A 16819-nucleotide genomic window follows, 5' to 3' on the forward strand; every position below is an offset into this window, starting at 1 on the left:
CGTCCAACCCCAATTTGGGTTGGCCCAAATACCTCGGGGGTGTCTGAGGGGGCAGCGCCCCCTCAGCTATCGAGCCAGGCGAGTCCCATCTCGGCGAAGCGCGGCACGTAGGCGCCGAGCCTCAGCCCGCTTTCGGGGTTCGAGGCGTTGCCGTCCAGCGCGCGCCTCTTCACTCCTTGCAGGATCGCGCCCATCCGGAAAAACGAGAAGGCGACGTAATAGCCGAACCGCTCGGGCCGCGCGATGCCGCGCGCCTCGCAATACATCTCGATGAACGCGTCATCGGACGGCAGGCCAAGCGCATCACGGTCCAGCCCGGCAAGACCCCGCCCCTCGGCGCCGGGCGGCATCTGCCATTGCATGATGACTGCCGCAAGGTCGGCGAAGGGATGGCCGAGCGTCGAAAGCTCCCAATCGAGGACCGCACGGCAGGACGTGCCTTCCTGCGCGAAAAGCAGGTTGTCGATGCGGTAATCCCCGTGAACAAGCGTGCGGGTGCCGTCATCTTCGGGCATCTCTTCGCCGAGCCGGGCGATGAGGCGGTCCATCTGAGGCAAATGCTCGGTCTCCGAGGCCTCGTATTGCCCGGCCCAGCGCTTGAGCTGGCGCGCGTAGTAATGTCCCGGAGGGCCATAATCCGAAAGCCCCGCCGCCTCGAGATCGACATCGTGGATCGCGGCCAGAACGCGCGCCATCTCGCAGGCGATCTCCGCCCGCTCGCCGGGGACGAGGTCGGTCATGGACGGCTCGGCGATGTTGCGGCCCGAGACATGCTCCATCACGTAGAACATCGAGCCGATCACGCTCTCGTCGTCGCAAAGCGCCAGCACGCATGGCACCGGCACATCCGTGGCCCAAAGCGCCTTCTGCACCCGGAACTCCCGATCCACAGCATGCGCCGATTTCAGAAGCGCACCTTCTGGCTTCCGCCGAAGAACGTAGGAGCCCGAACCGGCATTCAGACGGAAGGTGGGGTTCGACTGCCCCACCTCGAATTTCGTCGCGGAAAGCGGACCGCGATAGCCCTCCACGTTCTCGGCCATCCAGGCCGAAACCGCGCTCAGATCGAGATCGGACATCATACCTCTCTCTGGGTGTATTTCCTCAGCTCCGCCCGCGCGACCTGCCGGCGGTGCACAGCGTCCGGCCCGTCGGCAAAGCGCAGCGTGCGGATATGGGTCCACATCGAGGCAAGGTCGGTGTCCTGGCTGATCCCGGCGGCGCCGTGCATCTGCATCGCCTCGTCCACGACGCGGCCGGCCATCAGCGGGGCGACCACCTTGATCTGGCTGATCCACGGCTGCGCCGCGCGCACACCGGCCGTATCCATCATCCACGCGGCCTTGAGGCAGAGAAGCCGGGCCATCTCGATCTCCATCCGCGCGTTGGCGATGATGTCGTAATTCGCACCCAACTCCACCAAGGGCTTGCCGAAGGCCTCTCGCGCGAGCCCGCGGCGGCACATCAGGTCGAGCGCCTTCTCCGCCTGCCCGATCGCGCGCATGCAATGGTGGATGCGCCCCGGCCCGAGCCGCCCCTGCGCCACTTCGAAGCCGCGTCCCTCACCGAGCACGACATTCTTCGCCGGCACACGCACATCGGTGAAGCGCAGATGCATATGCCCGTGCGGCGCATCGTCCGCACCGAAGACCTTCATCGGGCGCAAAACCTCGATGCCCGGCAGATCCGGGTCCATCACGAACATCGTATGGCGCTGATGCTTGGGCGCGTCCGGATCGGTGCAGGCCATGAGGATATACAGACCGCAGCGTGGATCGCCCGCGCCCGAAATCCACCATTTCTCGCCATTGAGAACGTAGTCTTCGCCATCGCGCTTCGCCTCGAAGACGAGCTGCGCGGCATCAGACGAAGCCGTGTCCGGCTCCGTCATCACGTAGGCCGAGCGGATCTCACCCTCGAGCAGCCGTCCGAGCCAACGCTCCTTCATCCAGTCCGCGCCATAGCGTTCCAGCACTTCCATGTTGCCGGTATCGGGCGCGTTGCAGTTGAACACTTCAGCGGCGATGGAGACCTTGCCCATCTCTTCGGCAAGATAGGCATATTCGACAGTCGTCAGCCCGTAACCCCGCTCGCTGTCCGTCAGCCAGAAGTTCCACAAACCGCGCTCCCTCGCCTTGGCCTTCAGCCCGTTCAGGATCTCGAGCTGCCGGTCGGTATGCGCGAAACGCCCATCCGGGTGCTTACCCACCTCGCCGTGGAACTCCGCGTCGAGAGGCGCAATATCTTCCTCGACCATCTGGCGCACCGCGTCGATCAGCGGGCGCACCTTCTCGGTGACACCAAGGTCCATCACTCTTCCTTCCAACTTACGAGGTTCAGCCAATCGGCGACGATCGCGGGTTTGTCCTCGCCGTCGCGTTCGACGCTCACGTCCCAGCGCAGAAGCACCCCGTTCTCGCGCTCCTGCGTCTCGGATATCTGGAAATGCCCGCGGATGCGGCTACCGACTGCCACCGGGGCTACGAAACGGATGCGGTCGAAGCCGTAATTCACCGACCACGCGCCCGGCGGCAGGTCGGGCAGAACGTCATAGAGCATAGCCGAAAGCATCGAGACCGCGAAGAAACCATGCGCGACGGGACCATCGAACCCAGCCGCCTGCGCCGCGCCTTTTTCAAGATGGATGCCCTGCCAATCCTCGGAGGCATCCGCGAAGGCCGCGACCTTCTCGGCGGTGATCTGGTACCAGCGCGACGCCTTGGGCTCGGTGCTGCGAAACGCGTCAGCCAGCATCGGGCAGCGTGTGATCGGCGTAGGTCTGGCGCAGTGTCAGCTTGGAGACCTTGCCGGTCGCGGTCAGGGGCAATTCGTCCGCGAAGACCATGTCGTCTGGCAGCTGCCACTTGGCCAGGTGCTCGAGCAGCATCTCGTGGATCTCTTCCAGCGTCGGCTTGTCATCACCCTCCAGCACGACCACGAGCAACGGGCGTTCGTCCCATTTGGGATGCGGCACGGCGATCACCGCACAGGACGCGACCTTCGGGTGCGCCATCACGATATTCTCGATGTCGATCGAGGAGATCCACTCGCCGCCCGACTTGATGAGATCCTTCGTGCGGTCCTGGATGACGAGGAAGCCTTGCGCGTCGATGGACGCCACATCGCCCGTGCCGAACCAGCCATCATCGTCGAAAGCCTTCTCGGTCGCCTCGGGATTGGCGAAATAGCCCGAGATCACGGTGTTGCCGCGCACGAACAATTCGCCCGCAGCCTTGCCGTCATGCGGAAGACGATTGCCGGCATCGTCGACGATCTTCAGCTCAACGCCGTAAAGCCGCCGGCCCTGCTTGGCCTTGAGCGCCATCTGGTCGTCCCAGGACAGCTCTTTCATGGGCGCGGACAACAGACCGTGCGTGCCGACCGGGCTCATCTCGGTCATGCCCCAGGCGTGGCAGACCTCAACGCCCGATTTCTCGAACCCTTCGATCATCGAACGCGCGGCGGCCGAGCCGCCGATCACCACCTGCGCGAAGCCGTCCGGGTTCTTGCCGCGCTTGTCGATCTCGCCCCTCAGACCCAGCCAGACGGTCGGCACACCCCAGGCGGACGTGACGCGTTCGCTATCCATCAGATCGAACAGCGACGGCCCGTCGAGCTTCGGCCCCGGCATGACGAGCGATGCGCCGGTCAGCGGCGCTGCATAGGGAAGACCCCACGCGTTGACGTGGAAGAGCGGCACGACCGGCAGAACGCGCGCGCCTTCGGTCAGCGATTTCGAGAGGCCGATCGCGACGGTCATCGCGTGCAGCACGGTGGAGCGATGGGTATAGAGCGCACCCTTCGGATTGCCGGTCGTGCCCGAGGTGTAGCACAGCGCCGCGGCGGCCTCTTCGTCGAGATCGGGCCAGTCGTACTCGGCGGGCTGATCCGCGATGAGGTCTTCATAGCACATAAGATCGAGCGTGCTGTCCGGCATATGCGCCCGGTCGGTCATCGCGACGAGCGTCATGCCCGGCGGCAGGTGCTCGGCGAGTCCTTCGATGATCGGCGTGAAGGTTACGTCGAAGAACAGCACCTTATCCTCGGCATGGCCGATGATGTAGAGCATCTGCTCGGCAGACAGTCGCGGATTGATCGTATGGCACACCGCGCCCATGCCCGAGACACCATAATAGAGCTCGAAATGCCGGTAGCCGTTCCAGGCGAGCGTCGCCACCCGGTCACCCTCACCAATACCGAGCCCGGCCAGCGCATGGGCGAGCTGGCCCGAGCGGGCATAGGCCTCGGCATAGCTTTCGCGGTGGATATCGCCCTCGGTGCGGACCGAGACGATTTCGCCGCCGGGATGCGCCCCGGCCGCGTAGCGCAGGATCTCGATGATCGAGAGCGGTTGGTTCATCATCATTCCGTGCATCTGGCCCTCCCTTGCCGTCTGCGCGTCGAACACCACCTCACTCTGCGAAGCCTGCGACGCTTCCGCAACAGCTAAGCCCCGACGACCCCACGGAAAGGCAAACAATGTCCGACACCTACCGCCGCATCGCCCTGGCCCGCCGCCCGGACGGCGCAGCCACCACCGAGGATTTCTCGCTCGAGACGGACCCGATGCCCGAGCCGGGCGATGGCGAGGTCCTTGTCGAAGTGCAGTGGATGTCGCTCGACCCGTACATGCGCGGGCGAATGGACGATGCCAAGAGCTACGCCGCACCCGTAGAGATCGGCGGCACGATGACCGCGCAGGGCGTCGGCCGCGTAATCGCCTCCAAAGCGGAAGGACTCGTGGAAGGCGACACCGTCACCGGAATGACCGGCTGGGCGAGCCACGCGGTGCTTTCGGGCAAGGAGGTCCGCAAGCTCGACGAGGGAACGCCGCCCTCGGCGGTGCTTGGCGTGCTGGGGATGCCGGGTTTCACCGGCTGGCGGGGCCTGCACGAATACGGCCGCCCCAAATCCGGCGAGACGCTGGTCGTCGGCGCGGCGACAGGCCCCGTGGGCTCGATGGTCGGGCAGCTCGCTAAGGCGATGGGCCTGCGGACGATCGCCATTGCCGGCGGCGCAGAGAAGTGCCGGATTGCGACCGAGACGTTCGGCTTCGACGCCGCCATCGACCACCGCGCACATGACGATGCCCGCGCTCTGCGTAAGGCCATCGCCGAGGTCGCGCCCGACGGTGTCGACATCTACTGGGAGAATGTGGGCGGCAAGCTTCTCGAGGCGGTGCTTCCCCTGATGAACGTGCACGGACGCATCCCGCTCTGCGGCGCGGTCGCCTGGTATTCCGGCGATGTCAGCGAGACGAACCTTTTGCCGATGGCCTGGCGGTCGATCCTGACGAAGCGCCTGTCGGTCAATGGCTTCATCATCTTCGACCACTGGGACCACTACCCCGCCTTCCTCAAGGATGTCGCCCCGCGCGTGGCGGGCGGCGAGATCACCTATCTCGAAGACGTCGCCGAAGGGCTCGAGAACGCGCCCGAAGCCTTCATCGAGATGCTGAAAGGCGGCAATACCGGCAAGCAGGTGGTCAAGCTTTAGGGCTCAGCCGCGTCCGATATAGGGCATCGCGGTCGCCATCACCGTCATGAACTGCACGTTCGCCTCAAGCGGCATCCCGGCCATGAGGCGGACGGCGCGCACGGCCTCGGAGACATCCATCGTGGGTGGCTCTGGCAGGCCCTTGGCCCGGTTGCCCTCGATGATGCCGTCCAGAAGCTCGGTCCGCGCATTTCCGATATCGATCTGACCGCAGGCGATGTTATGCGCCCGTCCATCGAGGCTGAGCGATTTCGTCAGCCCGGTGATCGCGTGCTTGGTGGTCGTGTAGCAGACGGAGTTCTCGCGCGGCACATGGGCCGAGATTGAGCCGTTGTTGATGATGCGCCCGCCCTTGGGATCCTGCTTACGCATGATTGCATAGGCCGCGCGGGCACAGAGAAACATGCCGGTCAGGTTCACCTGCAAGACCTGCATCCACTCCGCGACGTCGACCGCGTCGATCTCGGCTGCCGGACCGAAAAGCCCGGCATTGTTGAAAAGCACGTCGATGCGGCCCGCGTCCTGGGCAAAGCGCGCCGCCGCCGCGTCCACCGCGTCCGAATCCGAGACATCCGCGGGCAGGATGACCGCGTTCCGGTGACCGCTCGCGACCTCGATGAGCGCGTCCTCGCGCCGGGCAAGAAGTCCGACCAGCCAACCCTCCGCGAGGAAGTCCCGCGCGGTCGCTGCGCCGATGCCCGAGCTGGCCCCCGTTATGAGTATGCTTTTCACGCCTCGTCCTCCTCTGCGGCAAGCTCCAGCGGCATTGGCTGCGCCACCTCGCGCAGATCGTCGACCGCGAGCGGCCCGGAAGGTTTCGCGAGCCGATTCCGCACGACCCAATAGAGTCGCTCCTGTGCGCGGGTGATCGCGACATAGGCAAGCCGTTTCCAAAGGGGCTGCCCCGCCTCCGACCGTCCGGCCCGCGCGGCGGCGTAAAGATCGGGCGCGAAAACCTGCACAGCATCCCATTGCGACCCTTGCGCCTTGTGGATGGTCACCGCCGCACCGTGCAGGAAGGTCGCGCCCATGCGCGCGGCGAAGGGGATGAAGGGCTCTTCCTCGTCCGGTTTCTCGATCTTCACGATGGAGGCCGCCGAGATCCGTGGATCGGGCGCGCCCATCACGTGCAGCCGGGAAAAGCCGGGCTTCCGGCCGGGACCGAGATAGACCACCTGCGCGCCCTTGATGAGGCCGCGCGCTTCAAGGTCCAGCCGCTTCTTGCGGTGCTTCATCGGCAGCTCGATACCGTCGCAAATGAGCGGCTCGCCTTCCAGGAGCTCAGTCTCGGGCGCGCCGTAGACCGCGCGGAACGCGTTGATGAGCCGGATGCGCGTAGCGTTCCGCCAGACCAGCACCGGCGAGCGCGCCATCAGATCGACCTCGACCCGCTGGCCCCAGACGACGCGGTCGTCGCGGTGGGCGGTCTCCTCGACCATCCGCTCGAAATCCTCGAAGGTGAGGTCAGGGTCCGAGAGCGCGTGGGCCAAATCGAGGATCGGGTTGTCCGCGTCTTGGCGATGCACGCGGGCCAGCTCCATCTTCTGGCTCACCTTCATGCGGTCGAACACCATTGCGCCAGACTGGTTGACCGGCGCGAGCTGCGCCGGATCGCCGAAAAGCAGAAGGTTCGGGAAGATCTCCTGCAGATCCTCGTATTGCCGCTCGTCCAGCATCGAGGCCTCGTCGACGAAGCCGATATCGAGCGGCTCTTCCCGGCGCTTCCAGCCGGTAATGAAGTCCGAGCCCCGCAGACCGGCCGCCGCGAGCGCCGCTGGCACCGACTTGTGGCCCTGATAGGCCGAGAAGGCCCGGTCGAGTGCATCCTCGGTCAGATCCTCGATCACGGGTTTCTCGCCGTTTCCCATGAGCCATTCGGCGATCTTCTCGTATTCCGGGTCATAGACCGGAGTATAGAGGATGCGGTGAATGGTCGTCGCAGGCACGCCGCGATTGCGAAGAACGCTCGCGGCCTTGTTCGTGGGCGCGAGGATGGCGAGGGTCCGGCGATCCTTGCGGCGGCGGCTCTCGTAGTCACCCGAGACGGTCTCGACCCCGGCTTCACCGAGCGCGCGGGCCAATTCGGCGAGAAGCATGGTCTTCCCCGATCCGGCCTTGCCCAGAAGCGCCATGACGCGCGTCTTGCCCTCCTTGGCGGGCAAGCAGAGCCCCTCCTCGAGATCCACGCCCGCCTCGCGCAACATCTCGGCCACGCGGTCGTAGGCCTGGGCCTGGTCGTCGGAAAAGGTCAGTGCGGGCAGCGTCATGGGCGGACCCTACAGACGCGAGCCGCCGCGCACCAGATGGCGCGCGGCGGCAATTTCGTCTCTGGGCCGGCTCCGCGCTCAGCGCGCGTCGAGCGCATCCTCAAGCGTTCGAAGGCCGGTCTTCGGCGACTGTACGAGCACGGCCATGTTGCCCGGCTTATGCTCGTTCCGCATCATCTTCATGTGCGCTTCGGGGATCTCGGCCCAGGGGAACACCTCGGACATGCAGGGATCGAGGCGCCGCTCGATCATCAGCTTGTTTGCAGCAGCCGCCTGCTTGAGATGCGCGAAGTGGGAGCCCTGTAGGCGCTTCTGGTGCATCCACATGTAGCGCACGTCGAAGGTTGTGTTGTAGCCGGTCGTTCCGGCGCAGATCACGACCATGCCGCCTTTCTTGACCACGAGCGTCGAGACCGGGAACGTCGCCTCGCCAGGATGTTCGAACACCATGTCGACGCTGACGCCCTTGCCGGTAATTTCCCAGATGGCCTTGCCGAACTTGCGCGCCTCTTTGAGCCACTCGGTGTATTCGGGGCTGTTTACAATGGGAAGCTGACCCCAACACTTGAAGTCGCGCCGATTGATGACGCCTTTCGCCCCAAGGGACATGACGAAATCGCGCTTGTCCTCTTCTGAGATAACGCCGATCGCGTTCGCGCCCGCGGTGTTGGCAAGCTGGATCGCGTAGGAGCCGAGCCCGCCCGACGCACCCCAGACCAGCACGTTCTGGCCGGGCTTGAGCTCGTGCGGATGGTGGCCGAACAGCATCCGGTAGGCGGTCGCGAGCGTCAGTGTATAGCAGGCGCTCTCTTCCCAGGTCAGGTGTCGCGGACGCGGCATGAGCTGCTGCGCCTGTACGTTGGTAAACTGCGCGAAAGAGCCATCGGGCGTCTCGTAGCCCCAGATTCGCTGCGTCGGCGAGAACATCGGGTCGCCGCCGTTGCACTCCTCGTCGTCGCCGTCGTCCCGGTTGCAATGGATCACGACCTCGTCGCCGACCTTCCAGTTGCGGACCTTGTCGCCCACTGCCCAGACGATGCCGGAGGCGTCGGACCCCGCGATGTGGAACTCGGCGCCGTGCACGTTGAACGGCGAGATCGGCACGCCCTTGCCGGCCCAGACGCCGTTATAGTTGACGCCTGCCGCCATCACGAGAACCAGCACCTCGTGGCTGTCGGGCAGCGGCGTGTCCACGACCTCGACCTTGAAGGACTTGTCGGGATCGCCGTGGCGCTCGCGACGGATCGTCCAGGCGTACATCTGCTTCGGCACATAGCCCATCGGAGGCATTTCGCCGATCTCGTAGAGGTCCTTCTCGGGTGCATCGTATTGCGCGATGCCGGGTTGCGTATCGAGAGCCATGAGCTGCCTCCTGTCGTTCATGCGCGTGCCGCAGTGCGGCGGTGTTCGTCTTCACCCGAGATAGAGCCGGGCGCGCAACAATGCAATCATATTTAGGTCCGGTTTGTAATTTTATGACCGAGCAATTGCAGAAAGTTACGCTGCGTCTGCAAAATCAGTCAGGAGATGACGCACGGAGTTCGCATAGAAGCGGAGAATCGGTTCCGCGTTTTCTGACGGCCGGTACGTCTCCCCATCCTCGATCACGAGTTTGCGGAGCTTGAGCCGCTCTAGCGCGAACTGAACGGCGTAACCCCGGCTGCGGCGCGGCAGGAACAAGCGGTACTCGGTGGCGATCTCGACCTTTCGGAAGGCCACTTCGAGGTCGGTCCGCGTCAACGGCCCGCGCGTCAGCAAGAGATATGAAACGAGCGGCACGGGCAGAATCGGCACCGCATCGGCAATGCGCGACATGATCTCCCGGCCGAGCGCTTCGGGTCGTGCGACGAGTTCGGGCTGCGCTCGCATGGACAGCGGACGGCCGAACCTGACTGCCGTCAAACCGAAGCTGCGGAACCGGCCGGTCGCGCGTCGCCACAGAAGCGCCAGCGCGTTGCGGAAGGCCGAGAACAGACCCGCGCGAAAGCGCCGGTCGCCGCGCTGGTCGGCATCGATCAGGATGCGGTCTTCCAGCACGCGGTCATAATTGAGCGCGACCGGCACGAAAACCACGTCGCGCGTCTTCAGATCGCTGCCCTCCGCGATGTACTTTATCAGCCCGACTTTCGGAGAATGCAGCGCGCCGTCGAGGCTGAGACCGCCCTCCGGGAAGATCGCCTGCGCGACCCCGCCTTGCGTCGCCATCTGCACGTATTTCTCCAGCACCTTGCGATAGAGCGCGGTGCGCGACTTGCGGCGGATGAAGTACGCGCCCATCGCCCGGATCAGCGCCGAAAGCGGCCAGACCCGCGCCCATTCGCCCACCGCGTAGGACAGGGCCGAACGATTCGCCGCAAGGTACGTCACGAGCACGTAATCCATGTTCGAGCGGTGGTTCATCACGAAGATGACCGTCGCGTCGCGATCGATGGCCTCGAGCGCGCGCTCGTCGATATCCGCGACGTCCACGCGGTAAAGCGCATTCGACAGCCACCGCGCCGCGCGGATCGCAAAGCCGAAATAGGCCGTGGCCGAAAATGCGGGCACGATCTCGCGTGCATAGCGGCGGGCATCCTGGAAGGCGACATCCTCGCGCAGGCCGTATTCGGCGGCATGGGCGAGCACGGCCTCCGTCACGTCGGGATCGTAGATCAATCGCTGGATGAGATCGTATCTGCGCGCCAGCTTGAACGGTTGGATAGGCCGCTCGAGGCGCTCGTTCAGCCGCGCGACGATCTTCTCGGCGCGCCGCCGGAAGAACCAGCGCACGGAGGGAAACAGGAAATGCGATGCGAAAGTCACCGCCGCAAAGAGCAGGATCAGTACGAATAGCCAGACAGGAAGCGTGACGGAGCCGGTCATGCCGGCGAGACTTGCAGCCGCCTCGGGCATCGGCAAGCCTCAGCCCGGCGGAAGGCCCGCTTTCGCGACGTGGCGGCAACGCGGTATCGTAAGCCGAAAGCACACCATCGCGCCGCGACGCAGCGAATTGACATTGCCACAATCTTTCTCATATTCGTGCTCAAACGCAATTTTATTGCCAGACCGATCCGAGGGTTTCATGACCGAGACATCCCAAGCGACCGCCCGCGACAAGCCCTGGCTCATCCGGACCTATGCCGGACATTCCACGGCGAAGGCGTCGAACGCCCTCTATCGCGGGAACCTTGCAAAGGGTCAGACGGGGCTTTCGGTGGCGTTCGATCTGCCGACGCAAACGGGCTATGACAGCGATCACGTGCTGGCCAAGGGCGAGGTCGGCAAGGTCGGCGTTCCCGTCTGCCACCTCGGCGACATGCGGACGCTTTTCGACGAGATCCCGCTCGAGCAGATGAACACGTCGATGACGATCAACGCGACCGCGCCCTGGCTGCTCGCGCTCTACATCGCGGTGGCCGAGGAGCAGGGAGCGGATGTCTCCAAGCTTCAGGGCACGGTGCAGAACGACCTCATCAAGGAATACCTCTCGCGCGGCACGTATATCTGCCCGCCGAAACCGTCGCTGAAGATGATCGGGGACGTGGCAGAGTACTGCTACAAGCACGTTCCCAAGTGGAACCCGATGAACGTCTGCTCCTACCACTTGCAGGAAGCAGGCGCGACGCCCCAGCAGGAACTGGCCTATGCACTCGCCACTGCCATCGCGGTTCTGGACGAGCTGAAACCGCGCGTGCCCGCCGAGGATTTCCCGATCCTCGCGGGCCGGATCTCGTTCTTCGTGAATGCCGGCATCCGGTTCGTGACCGAGATGTGCAAGATGCGCGCCTTCGTGGATCTCTGGGACGAGATCCTGCAGGAACGCTACGGGATCGAAGATCCCAAGTTCCGCCGCTTCCGCTATGGCGTGCAGGTCAATTCGCTGGGACTGACCGAACAGCAGCCGGAAAACAACGTCTACCGCATCCTGATCGAGATGCTCGCTGTGACGCTGTCGAAGAAGGCCCGCGCCCGCGCGGTTCAGCTTCCCGCGTGGAACGAGGCTCTGGGCCTGCCGCGCCCCTGGGATCAGCAATGGTCGATGCGGATGCAGCAGATCATGGCCTACGAGACCGACCTTCTGGAGTTTGACGATCTGTTCGATGGCAACCCTGCGGTCGACGCCAAGGTCGAAGCGCTGAAAGAAGGCGCACGGGCGGAATTGTCGACGCTCGACGGTATGGGCGGCGCGATCGAGGCCATCGATTACATGAAATCCCGCCTCGTTGAGAGCAATGCCGATCGCGTGGGCCGTGTCGAGCGCGGCGAGACCGTGGTGGTCGGCGTGAACCGGTATACGGAAAGCGAGCCCTCCCCGCTTCTGGGCGAGGATGGCGGCATCATGACCGTCGATCCCGCCGTCGAGGCCGACCAGATCGGACGGCTCGAGGAATGGCGTGCGCAGCGCAACGCCGATGCCGTGACTGCCGCGCTCGCGGATCTGCGCCGCGCCTCCCGCGAGGGGCGCAATGTGATGGAAGCCTCCATCGCCGCCGCCAAGGCAGGAGTGACGACCGGCGAATGGGCCGAGGAAATGCGCGCGGCCCACGGCGAATATCGCGGCCCGACCGGGGTGTCGAAATCCGTCTCGAACCAGACCGAGGGGCTCGATGATATCCGCGACGCGGTGGATGCGATCTCCGACAAGCTCGGCCGCCGCCTCAGTTTCCTGATCGGCAAGCCGGGCCTCGACGGGCATTCGAACGGCGCCGAACAGATCGCATTTCGTGCACGCGACTGCGGAATGGACATCGATTACGAAGGCATTCGACTTACGCCCGATCAGATCGTGTCCGCGGCTCTGGAGAACAATCCACACGTGATCGGCTTGTCGATCCTTTCGGGAAGCCATTTGCCGCTGGTAGAAGACACGCTTTCGAAATTGCGCGATGCCGGGCTCGGCAACATTCCTCTCATTGTCGGAGGCATCATTCCCGACGTCGACGCGCAGCGTCTGAGGGCGATGGGTGTTGCCCGTGTCTATACTCCGAAAGATTTTGTCCTGAACAAGATCATGACGGATATCGTGACCCTTGCAGACCCCGAAGCAGTCGCTGCCGAATAATCCTTAACGACAATTCCGTCCAATTCGTTAACGCGCAAGTTGCGCGACGAATCACGCGTTCCGGATCCACCTTTATTTCCACTTGCGTTTGAATGATTTATCATCAAATAAATTATGAAACAAATGGAGAGAAAACGAATGGATCTCGAAAAGATGTCGAAGGAAGAGCTGGAACAGCTCAAGAAAGATGTCGACAAAGCTTTGAAGACAGTTGATGCACGCCAGAAAGCCGAAGCGAAACGCGCGGCGGAACAGGCCGCACGGGAATACGGCTTCTCTCTCGACGATCTCGTTGCCGGACAGACCGGAAAAGGCAACAAGGGTGTTGCCAAGTATGCAAACCCCGCCGATCCGACGCAAACGTGGACGGGTCGTGGCCGTAAGCCCAATTGGGTGAATGACGCGCTGGCAGCCGGGAAAAGCCTGGACGACCTCGCTATCTGATGTCCATCCATATCGGTGCGAAACCCGGCGACATCGCCGAAACCGTTCTCATGCCCGGCGATCCCTATCGGGCGCGCTGGGCAGCGGAAACCTACCTCGATAATCCGCGCCTCGTGAACGAGGTGCGTGGCATGCTCGGATATACCGGAACCTGGAAAGGAAACCCGGTCACGATTCACGGCAGCGGCATGGGAATGCCCTCGCTTTCCATCTATGCGAACGAACTTATTCGAGATTATGGCGCGAAGACCTTAATCCGTATCGGCTCCTGCGGTGGAATGCAGACTCACGTCTCGATACGAGACGTCATTGTCGCGATGACGGCATCGTCAATTTCGACGCCGTCGCGCGGCATCTTCAAGGAGTTTAATTTCGCACCCCCCGCCGATTGGACCCTGCTGCGGAATGCGGTCGAGGCGGCCGAAGCGAAAGGCGCCCCCGTGCATGTGGGCGGGATCTATTCGGCAGATGTCTTTTACGACGAGCGGCCCGATCTGAATGAACAGATGACCCGGCATGGCATTCTCGGGGTCGAGATGGAGGCTGCGGAGCTGTACAATCTCGCGGCACGCCACGGAATCCGCGCCCTTTGCGTCCTGACCGTCAGCGATCACCTCATTACCCATGAGGCGCTGCCTTCCGAAGATCGGGAGCGCAGTTTCGGGGACATGGTCGAGATCGCTCTGGACGCCGCCTTTCCGTGACGCCCTATCGCCCGTGCGTGCCGTCGTAACCGGAGCGCGCGGGCGGTTGCCAGCCCTCCGGCTGCGCGGCCGGTATCAGCACCTCTACGCGCAGCGGAAAACATGCCGCCTCGTCCGAGGAATGCTCGGCACCGCAATCGCCGCCCGGACATGCCGAGAGCGCGCCAAGAAGTTCGATCTCCGCGAAGAAGGTCAAGGCATCACCCGGGCGCACCGGACTGGCTTTCATGAAATACTGCCCAGTATCCCGCGTGAAACCGGTGCACATGAAGACGTTCAGAACGTCATGCACGTGTGGCTCGGCGGCACGCAGGGTGCAGCCCAGCTCATCGGCCAGCGCGCGCGTCAGGTTGGAGTGGCAACAGTGGTGATACTGCGCGCCCGACAGCACATTGGCCGTGTAAGGATCGCAGCGCGTGCCGATGACGTCATGCACGGAGCCGCCATCCGCATCAATTCCGTACCAGCCGAGATCGTCGCGCACGATCGTCGCCATCGGTCGCAGATGCGGAAAGGACGACCAGAGCCGCTCACCAGTGGTGACATGCGTTCCATGCAGTGCACGTGTCTTGCCGGAATAGAACCGCTCTGACAGATCGTCCGCGTTCCAGAGATTGAGATCGCCGACCTGAGGCCCCTCTACGCTGACGATGCGGAAGAACGATCCGGCAGGTACGCGGAACGTGCGCGCCTCGCGGGGTGGTATGATGATCTCGTCGCTTCGTGTGGCCGTCACCAAAGCAGCCTCGAAGGCGGCAAGCGGCGGCGCTGGCAGCGTCTCGGGCGGATAGCAGATCACCGGTGCTGCGGCCCGGCGCGTCTCTGCGTCCTGCGGTTCCTGCGTCACTCTGTGCCCCTTCTCGCTGCGTTTGCGCGAGACTACGCTCAATCGGCATGGACACGAAAGCAAGAAGGCCGGGCGCAAGGCCCGGCCTCGTTTGACCCCGTGGGGCTGTGTTCAGATCACGACGACATCGAGCGGCGGGAAGCCGTTGAAGCCGACCGAGGAGTAGGTCGAGGTGTATGCGCCGCAGGACCGGATCACCACCTTGTCGCCTGCGCGCAGACCGAGCGGCAGCTCGACCGGGCGCTTTTCGTAGAGCACGTCGGCGGAATCGCAGGACGGGCCGGCCATGACGCAGGGGCCTTTGCCCTCGTGCTCGCGCAGCGTCGCGAACTGGTAGCGGATCGCCTCGCCCTCGGTCTCGGCAAGACCGGAAAACCGGCCGATGTCGAGATAGACCCAGCGGTGCATATCGTTCTCGGATTTCTTGGAGACCAGAACGACCTCCGCGGCGATGGCACCTGCCTCGGCAACCATGCCGCGGCCCGGCTCTGCCATGATCTCCACCTCGGTGCCAAAACGCGCCTCGACGAGCTGCATCACCTCAACGGCGTAGGGCGTCGGGCCTTGCACGGCATCGGTGTAGAAGGCCGGGAAGCCGCCGCCGATATTCAGGAGCGACAGCTCGAAGCCTGCCTCGCGGGTCGCGTCCCACACCGATTTCACCTGGTCGAGGATGGGCGCCCATGCTGCGGCTCGCTTCGTCTGCGAGCCGACATGGAAGGAGAAGCCGACCGGCGTCAGGCCGAGCGCGGTCGCGCGTGCCACGAGGTCCACCGCCTTGTCAGGCGCACAGCCGAACTTGCGGGTCAGCGGCCAGTCGGCCTCGCAGGCATCGACAATGAGGCGAATGTAGACCCGAGCACCGGGCGCGTGCTCCGCGATTTTCTCGAGCTCTTCCTCGGCATCGGCCGCGAACAGATCGATCCCGACGCCATGCGCCCAGGCAATGTCCGAAGCGCGCTTGATCGTATTGCCGAAGGAGACATGCTCGGGCGCCGCGCCCTGGCTCAGGCAAAGCTCGATCTCGCCGCGCGATGCTGCATCGAAATGCGATCCGAGGCCGACAAGCGTCTCGATGATCTCGCGTGCGGGGTTCGCCTTGACCGCGTAGTGGATCGACGCGCGGCCCAGACCCGCGCGCAGGGCACGGAACTGGTGTGCAACCGCATCGCGGTCGATCACGAGCGTCGGACGGTCGAAGCTGCTCGAGAAGATGAATTCTTCGACGCGGGAGGTTTGAGGTGCGGAAAATGCCGAAAAATCGGCGACGTATGCGTTCATGTCCATCTCCACTAGACCCGGCCATCTATGACCGCTCACTTCTTCGGGAGACGTTACCGTCGCTACGTAACCGTGGGGCGGACCCATGGGAAAGAGGCGCGTGCGTTGGCGTCTGTCGTAGCGCGCATATCGACGTTCACCTGAGTCGTTTCAAGAGAAATTTCGTGCGCGGGACAAGAATTTTCCGCAACGGCGGAATCGCGCTATCCCCTTGTGGCTTTTGATCAAATTCAGGCCGTGCGCCTAGCTGTCTTCGGGGCGGTAACAGCGTTGCGGGGTCTTGCCTTGCGTCCCCTCGGTCACCGCGCCGCAGAAGGCGCAGCGCCATTCCGCGCGCCCGTCGCCGGTCCGATATTCGCGCCAGCGACAATCGCGCGTCTCCCGGTTCGCGAAGATCGCGACCAGAACGAACGCAACGATAAGACCGATGACAACGATCATCGGCGCGCCTCGGCTCCGCAGATGTCAGGCAAAGGTGTCACTAGGTCTCCGAAACAAAAAGCTCCGTCCCACGTTTGGCGGGGCGGAGCCGGGATGCAAAGCGGTCTGCCGGACGTGCGGCGCGTTCAGGCCGCGAGACCGAATTCGTCGTAGTCCGCAGCGTCTTCGGCCTCTGCCTGCGGGGCGAGGTCGCGCACGTCGAAATACGCGAAGGCTTCGTTCAGAAGCGCGAGAGCCTCGGCGGGGGATGTGGAATTGTCTGCCATAAGGGGCCTCTTCTCGGATGCGTAGTCCCCTC

The 16819-nt window shown here is 64.0% G+C and carries 16 protein-coding genes; 4 read left to right on the forward strand and 12 right to left on the reverse strand.

Going from position 1 to position 16819, the window contains the following annotated elements; all coding sequences use genetic code 11:
* Positions 1-62 precede the first annotated feature (62 nt).
* From FIU91_RS16845 to FIU91_RS16860, 4 genes are read right to left on the reverse strand one after another with little or no spacing between them, the layout of a single operon-like run.
* Positions 63-1079, reverse strand: a complete 1017-nt coding sequence (locus FIU91_RS16845; protein ID WP_371418203.1) for a phosphotransferase family protein — start codon at positions 1077-1079, stop codon at positions 63-65.
* Positions 1079-2311 (reverse strand): acyl-CoA dehydrogenase family protein, encoded by a 1233-nt coding sequence (locus tag FIU91_RS16850; protein WP_093008886.1) that lies wholly within the window; start codon positions 2309-2311, stop codon positions 1079-1081. The genes FIU91_RS16845 and FIU91_RS16850 overlap by 1 nt, the downstream gene beginning before the upstream one ends.
* Positions 2311-2754 (reverse strand): MaoC/PaaZ C-terminal domain-containing protein, encoded by a 444-nt coding sequence (locus FIU91_RS16855; RefSeq protein WP_152463355.1) that lies wholly within the window; start codon positions 2752-2754, stop codon positions 2311-2313. Before FIU91_RS16855 ends, FIU91_RS16850 begins: the two co-directional genes overlap by 1 nt.
* Positions 2744-4375: a long-chain-fatty-acid--CoA ligase gene (locus tag FIU91_RS16860; RefSeq protein WP_152463356.1), complete on the reverse strand. Its 1632-nt coding sequence runs from the start codon at positions 4373-4375 to the stop codon at positions 2744-2746. The genes FIU91_RS16855 and FIU91_RS16860 overlap by 11 nt, the downstream gene beginning before the upstream one ends.
* A 104-nt stretch (positions 4376-4479) precedes the next feature.
* Between FIU91_RS16860 and FIU91_RS16865 the strand changes: the two genes are divergently transcribed.
* Positions 4480-5496, forward strand: coding sequence for an NADP-dependent oxidoreductase (locus FIU91_RS16865; RefSeq protein WP_152463357.1), 1017 nt, complete (start codon positions 4480-4482; stop codon positions 5494-5496).
* Positions 5497-5499: 3 nt separating this feature from the next.
* Here the strand turns inward: FIU91_RS16865 and FIU91_RS16870 are convergent, their stop codons facing one another.
* From FIU91_RS16870 to FIU91_RS16885, 4 genes are all read right to left on the reverse strand, one after another.
* Positions 5500-6228 carry an SDR family oxidoreductase gene (locus FIU91_RS16870; RefSeq protein ID WP_152463358.1) on the reverse strand — a complete coding sequence of 243 codons (729 nt, stop codon included), beginning with the start codon at positions 6226-6228 and terminating at the stop codon, positions 5500-5502.
* Positions 6225-7763: an ATP-dependent RecD-like DNA helicase gene (locus tag FIU91_RS16875; protein ID WP_152463359.1), complete on the reverse strand. Its 1539-nt coding sequence runs from the start codon at positions 7761-7763 to the stop codon at positions 6225-6227. The genes FIU91_RS16870 and FIU91_RS16875 overlap by 4 nt, the downstream gene beginning before the upstream one ends.
* A gap of 78 nt (positions 7764-7841) precedes the next feature.
* Positions 7842-9125: a crotonyl-CoA carboxylase/reductase gene (ccrA, locus tag FIU91_RS16880; protein ID WP_152463360.1), complete on the reverse strand. Its 1284-nt coding sequence runs from the start codon at positions 9123-9125 to the stop codon at positions 7842-7844.
* Between the two features lie 135 nt (positions 9126-9260).
* On the reverse strand, positions 9261-10625 hold the full coding sequence (locus FIU91_RS16885) for a 1-acyl-sn-glycerol-3-phosphate acyltransferase (protein WP_093009259.1): 1365 nt from the start codon (positions 10623-10625) through the stop codon (positions 9261-9263).
* Positions 10626-10824: 199 nt separating this feature from the next.
* Between FIU91_RS16885 and FIU91_RS16890 the strand changes: the two genes are divergently transcribed.
* The 3 genes from FIU91_RS16890 to deoD all read left to right on the forward strand — a co-directional run bounded on the left by FIU91_RS16890 (position 10825) and on the right by deoD (position 13952).
* Entirely contained in the window at positions 10825-12804 is a 1980-nt protein-coding gene (locus FIU91_RS16890) for a protein meaA (RefSeq protein ID WP_152463361.1), read from the forward strand.
* Positions 12805-12942: 138 nt separating this feature from the next.
* Positions 12943-13248: an H-NS family nucleoid-associated regulatory protein gene (locus FIU91_RS16895; protein ID WP_093008893.1), complete on the forward strand. Its 306-nt coding sequence runs from the start codon at positions 12943-12945 to the stop codon at positions 13246-13248.
* A complete protein-coding gene (gene deoD / locus FIU91_RS16900) occupies positions 13248-13952 on the forward strand; it encodes a purine-nucleoside phosphorylase (protein WP_152463362.1) in 705 nt (234 codons plus the stop codon). Before FIU91_RS16895 ends, deoD begins: the two co-directional genes overlap by 1 nt.
* 4 nt (positions 13953-13956) lie before the next feature.
* Here the strand turns inward: deoD and FIU91_RS16905 are convergent, their stop codons facing one another.
* The 4 genes from FIU91_RS16905 to FIU91_RS19520 form a co-directional block, all read right to left on the reverse strand.
* Positions 13957-14799: a DUF1989 domain-containing protein gene (locus tag FIU91_RS16905; RefSeq protein WP_152463363.1), complete on the reverse strand. Its 843-nt coding sequence runs from the start codon at positions 14797-14799 to the stop codon at positions 13957-13959.
* 111 nt (positions 14800-14910) lie between these two features.
* A complete protein-coding gene (locus FIU91_RS16910) occupies positions 14911-16080 on the reverse strand; it encodes a type III PLP-dependent enzyme (RefSeq protein ID WP_152463364.1) in 1170 nt (389 codons plus the stop codon).
* A gap of 243 nt (positions 16081-16323) precedes the next feature.
* On the reverse strand, positions 16324-16521 hold the full coding sequence (locus tag FIU91_RS16915) for a hypothetical protein (protein ID WP_093008896.1): 198 nt from the start codon (positions 16519-16521) through the stop codon (positions 16324-16326).
* Positions 16522-16646: 125 nt separating this feature from the next.
* Entirely contained in the window at positions 16647-16787 is a 141-nt protein-coding gene (locus tag FIU91_RS19520; protein ID WP_172975040.1) for a hypothetical protein, read from the reverse strand.
* Positions 16788-16819: the final 32 nt, after the last annotated feature.

This window comes from Roseivivax sp. THAF30, assembly GCF_009363575.1.
Lineage (GTDB): Bacteria > Pseudomonadota > Alphaproteobacteria > Rhodobacterales > Rhodobacteraceae > Roseivivax > Roseivivax halotolerans.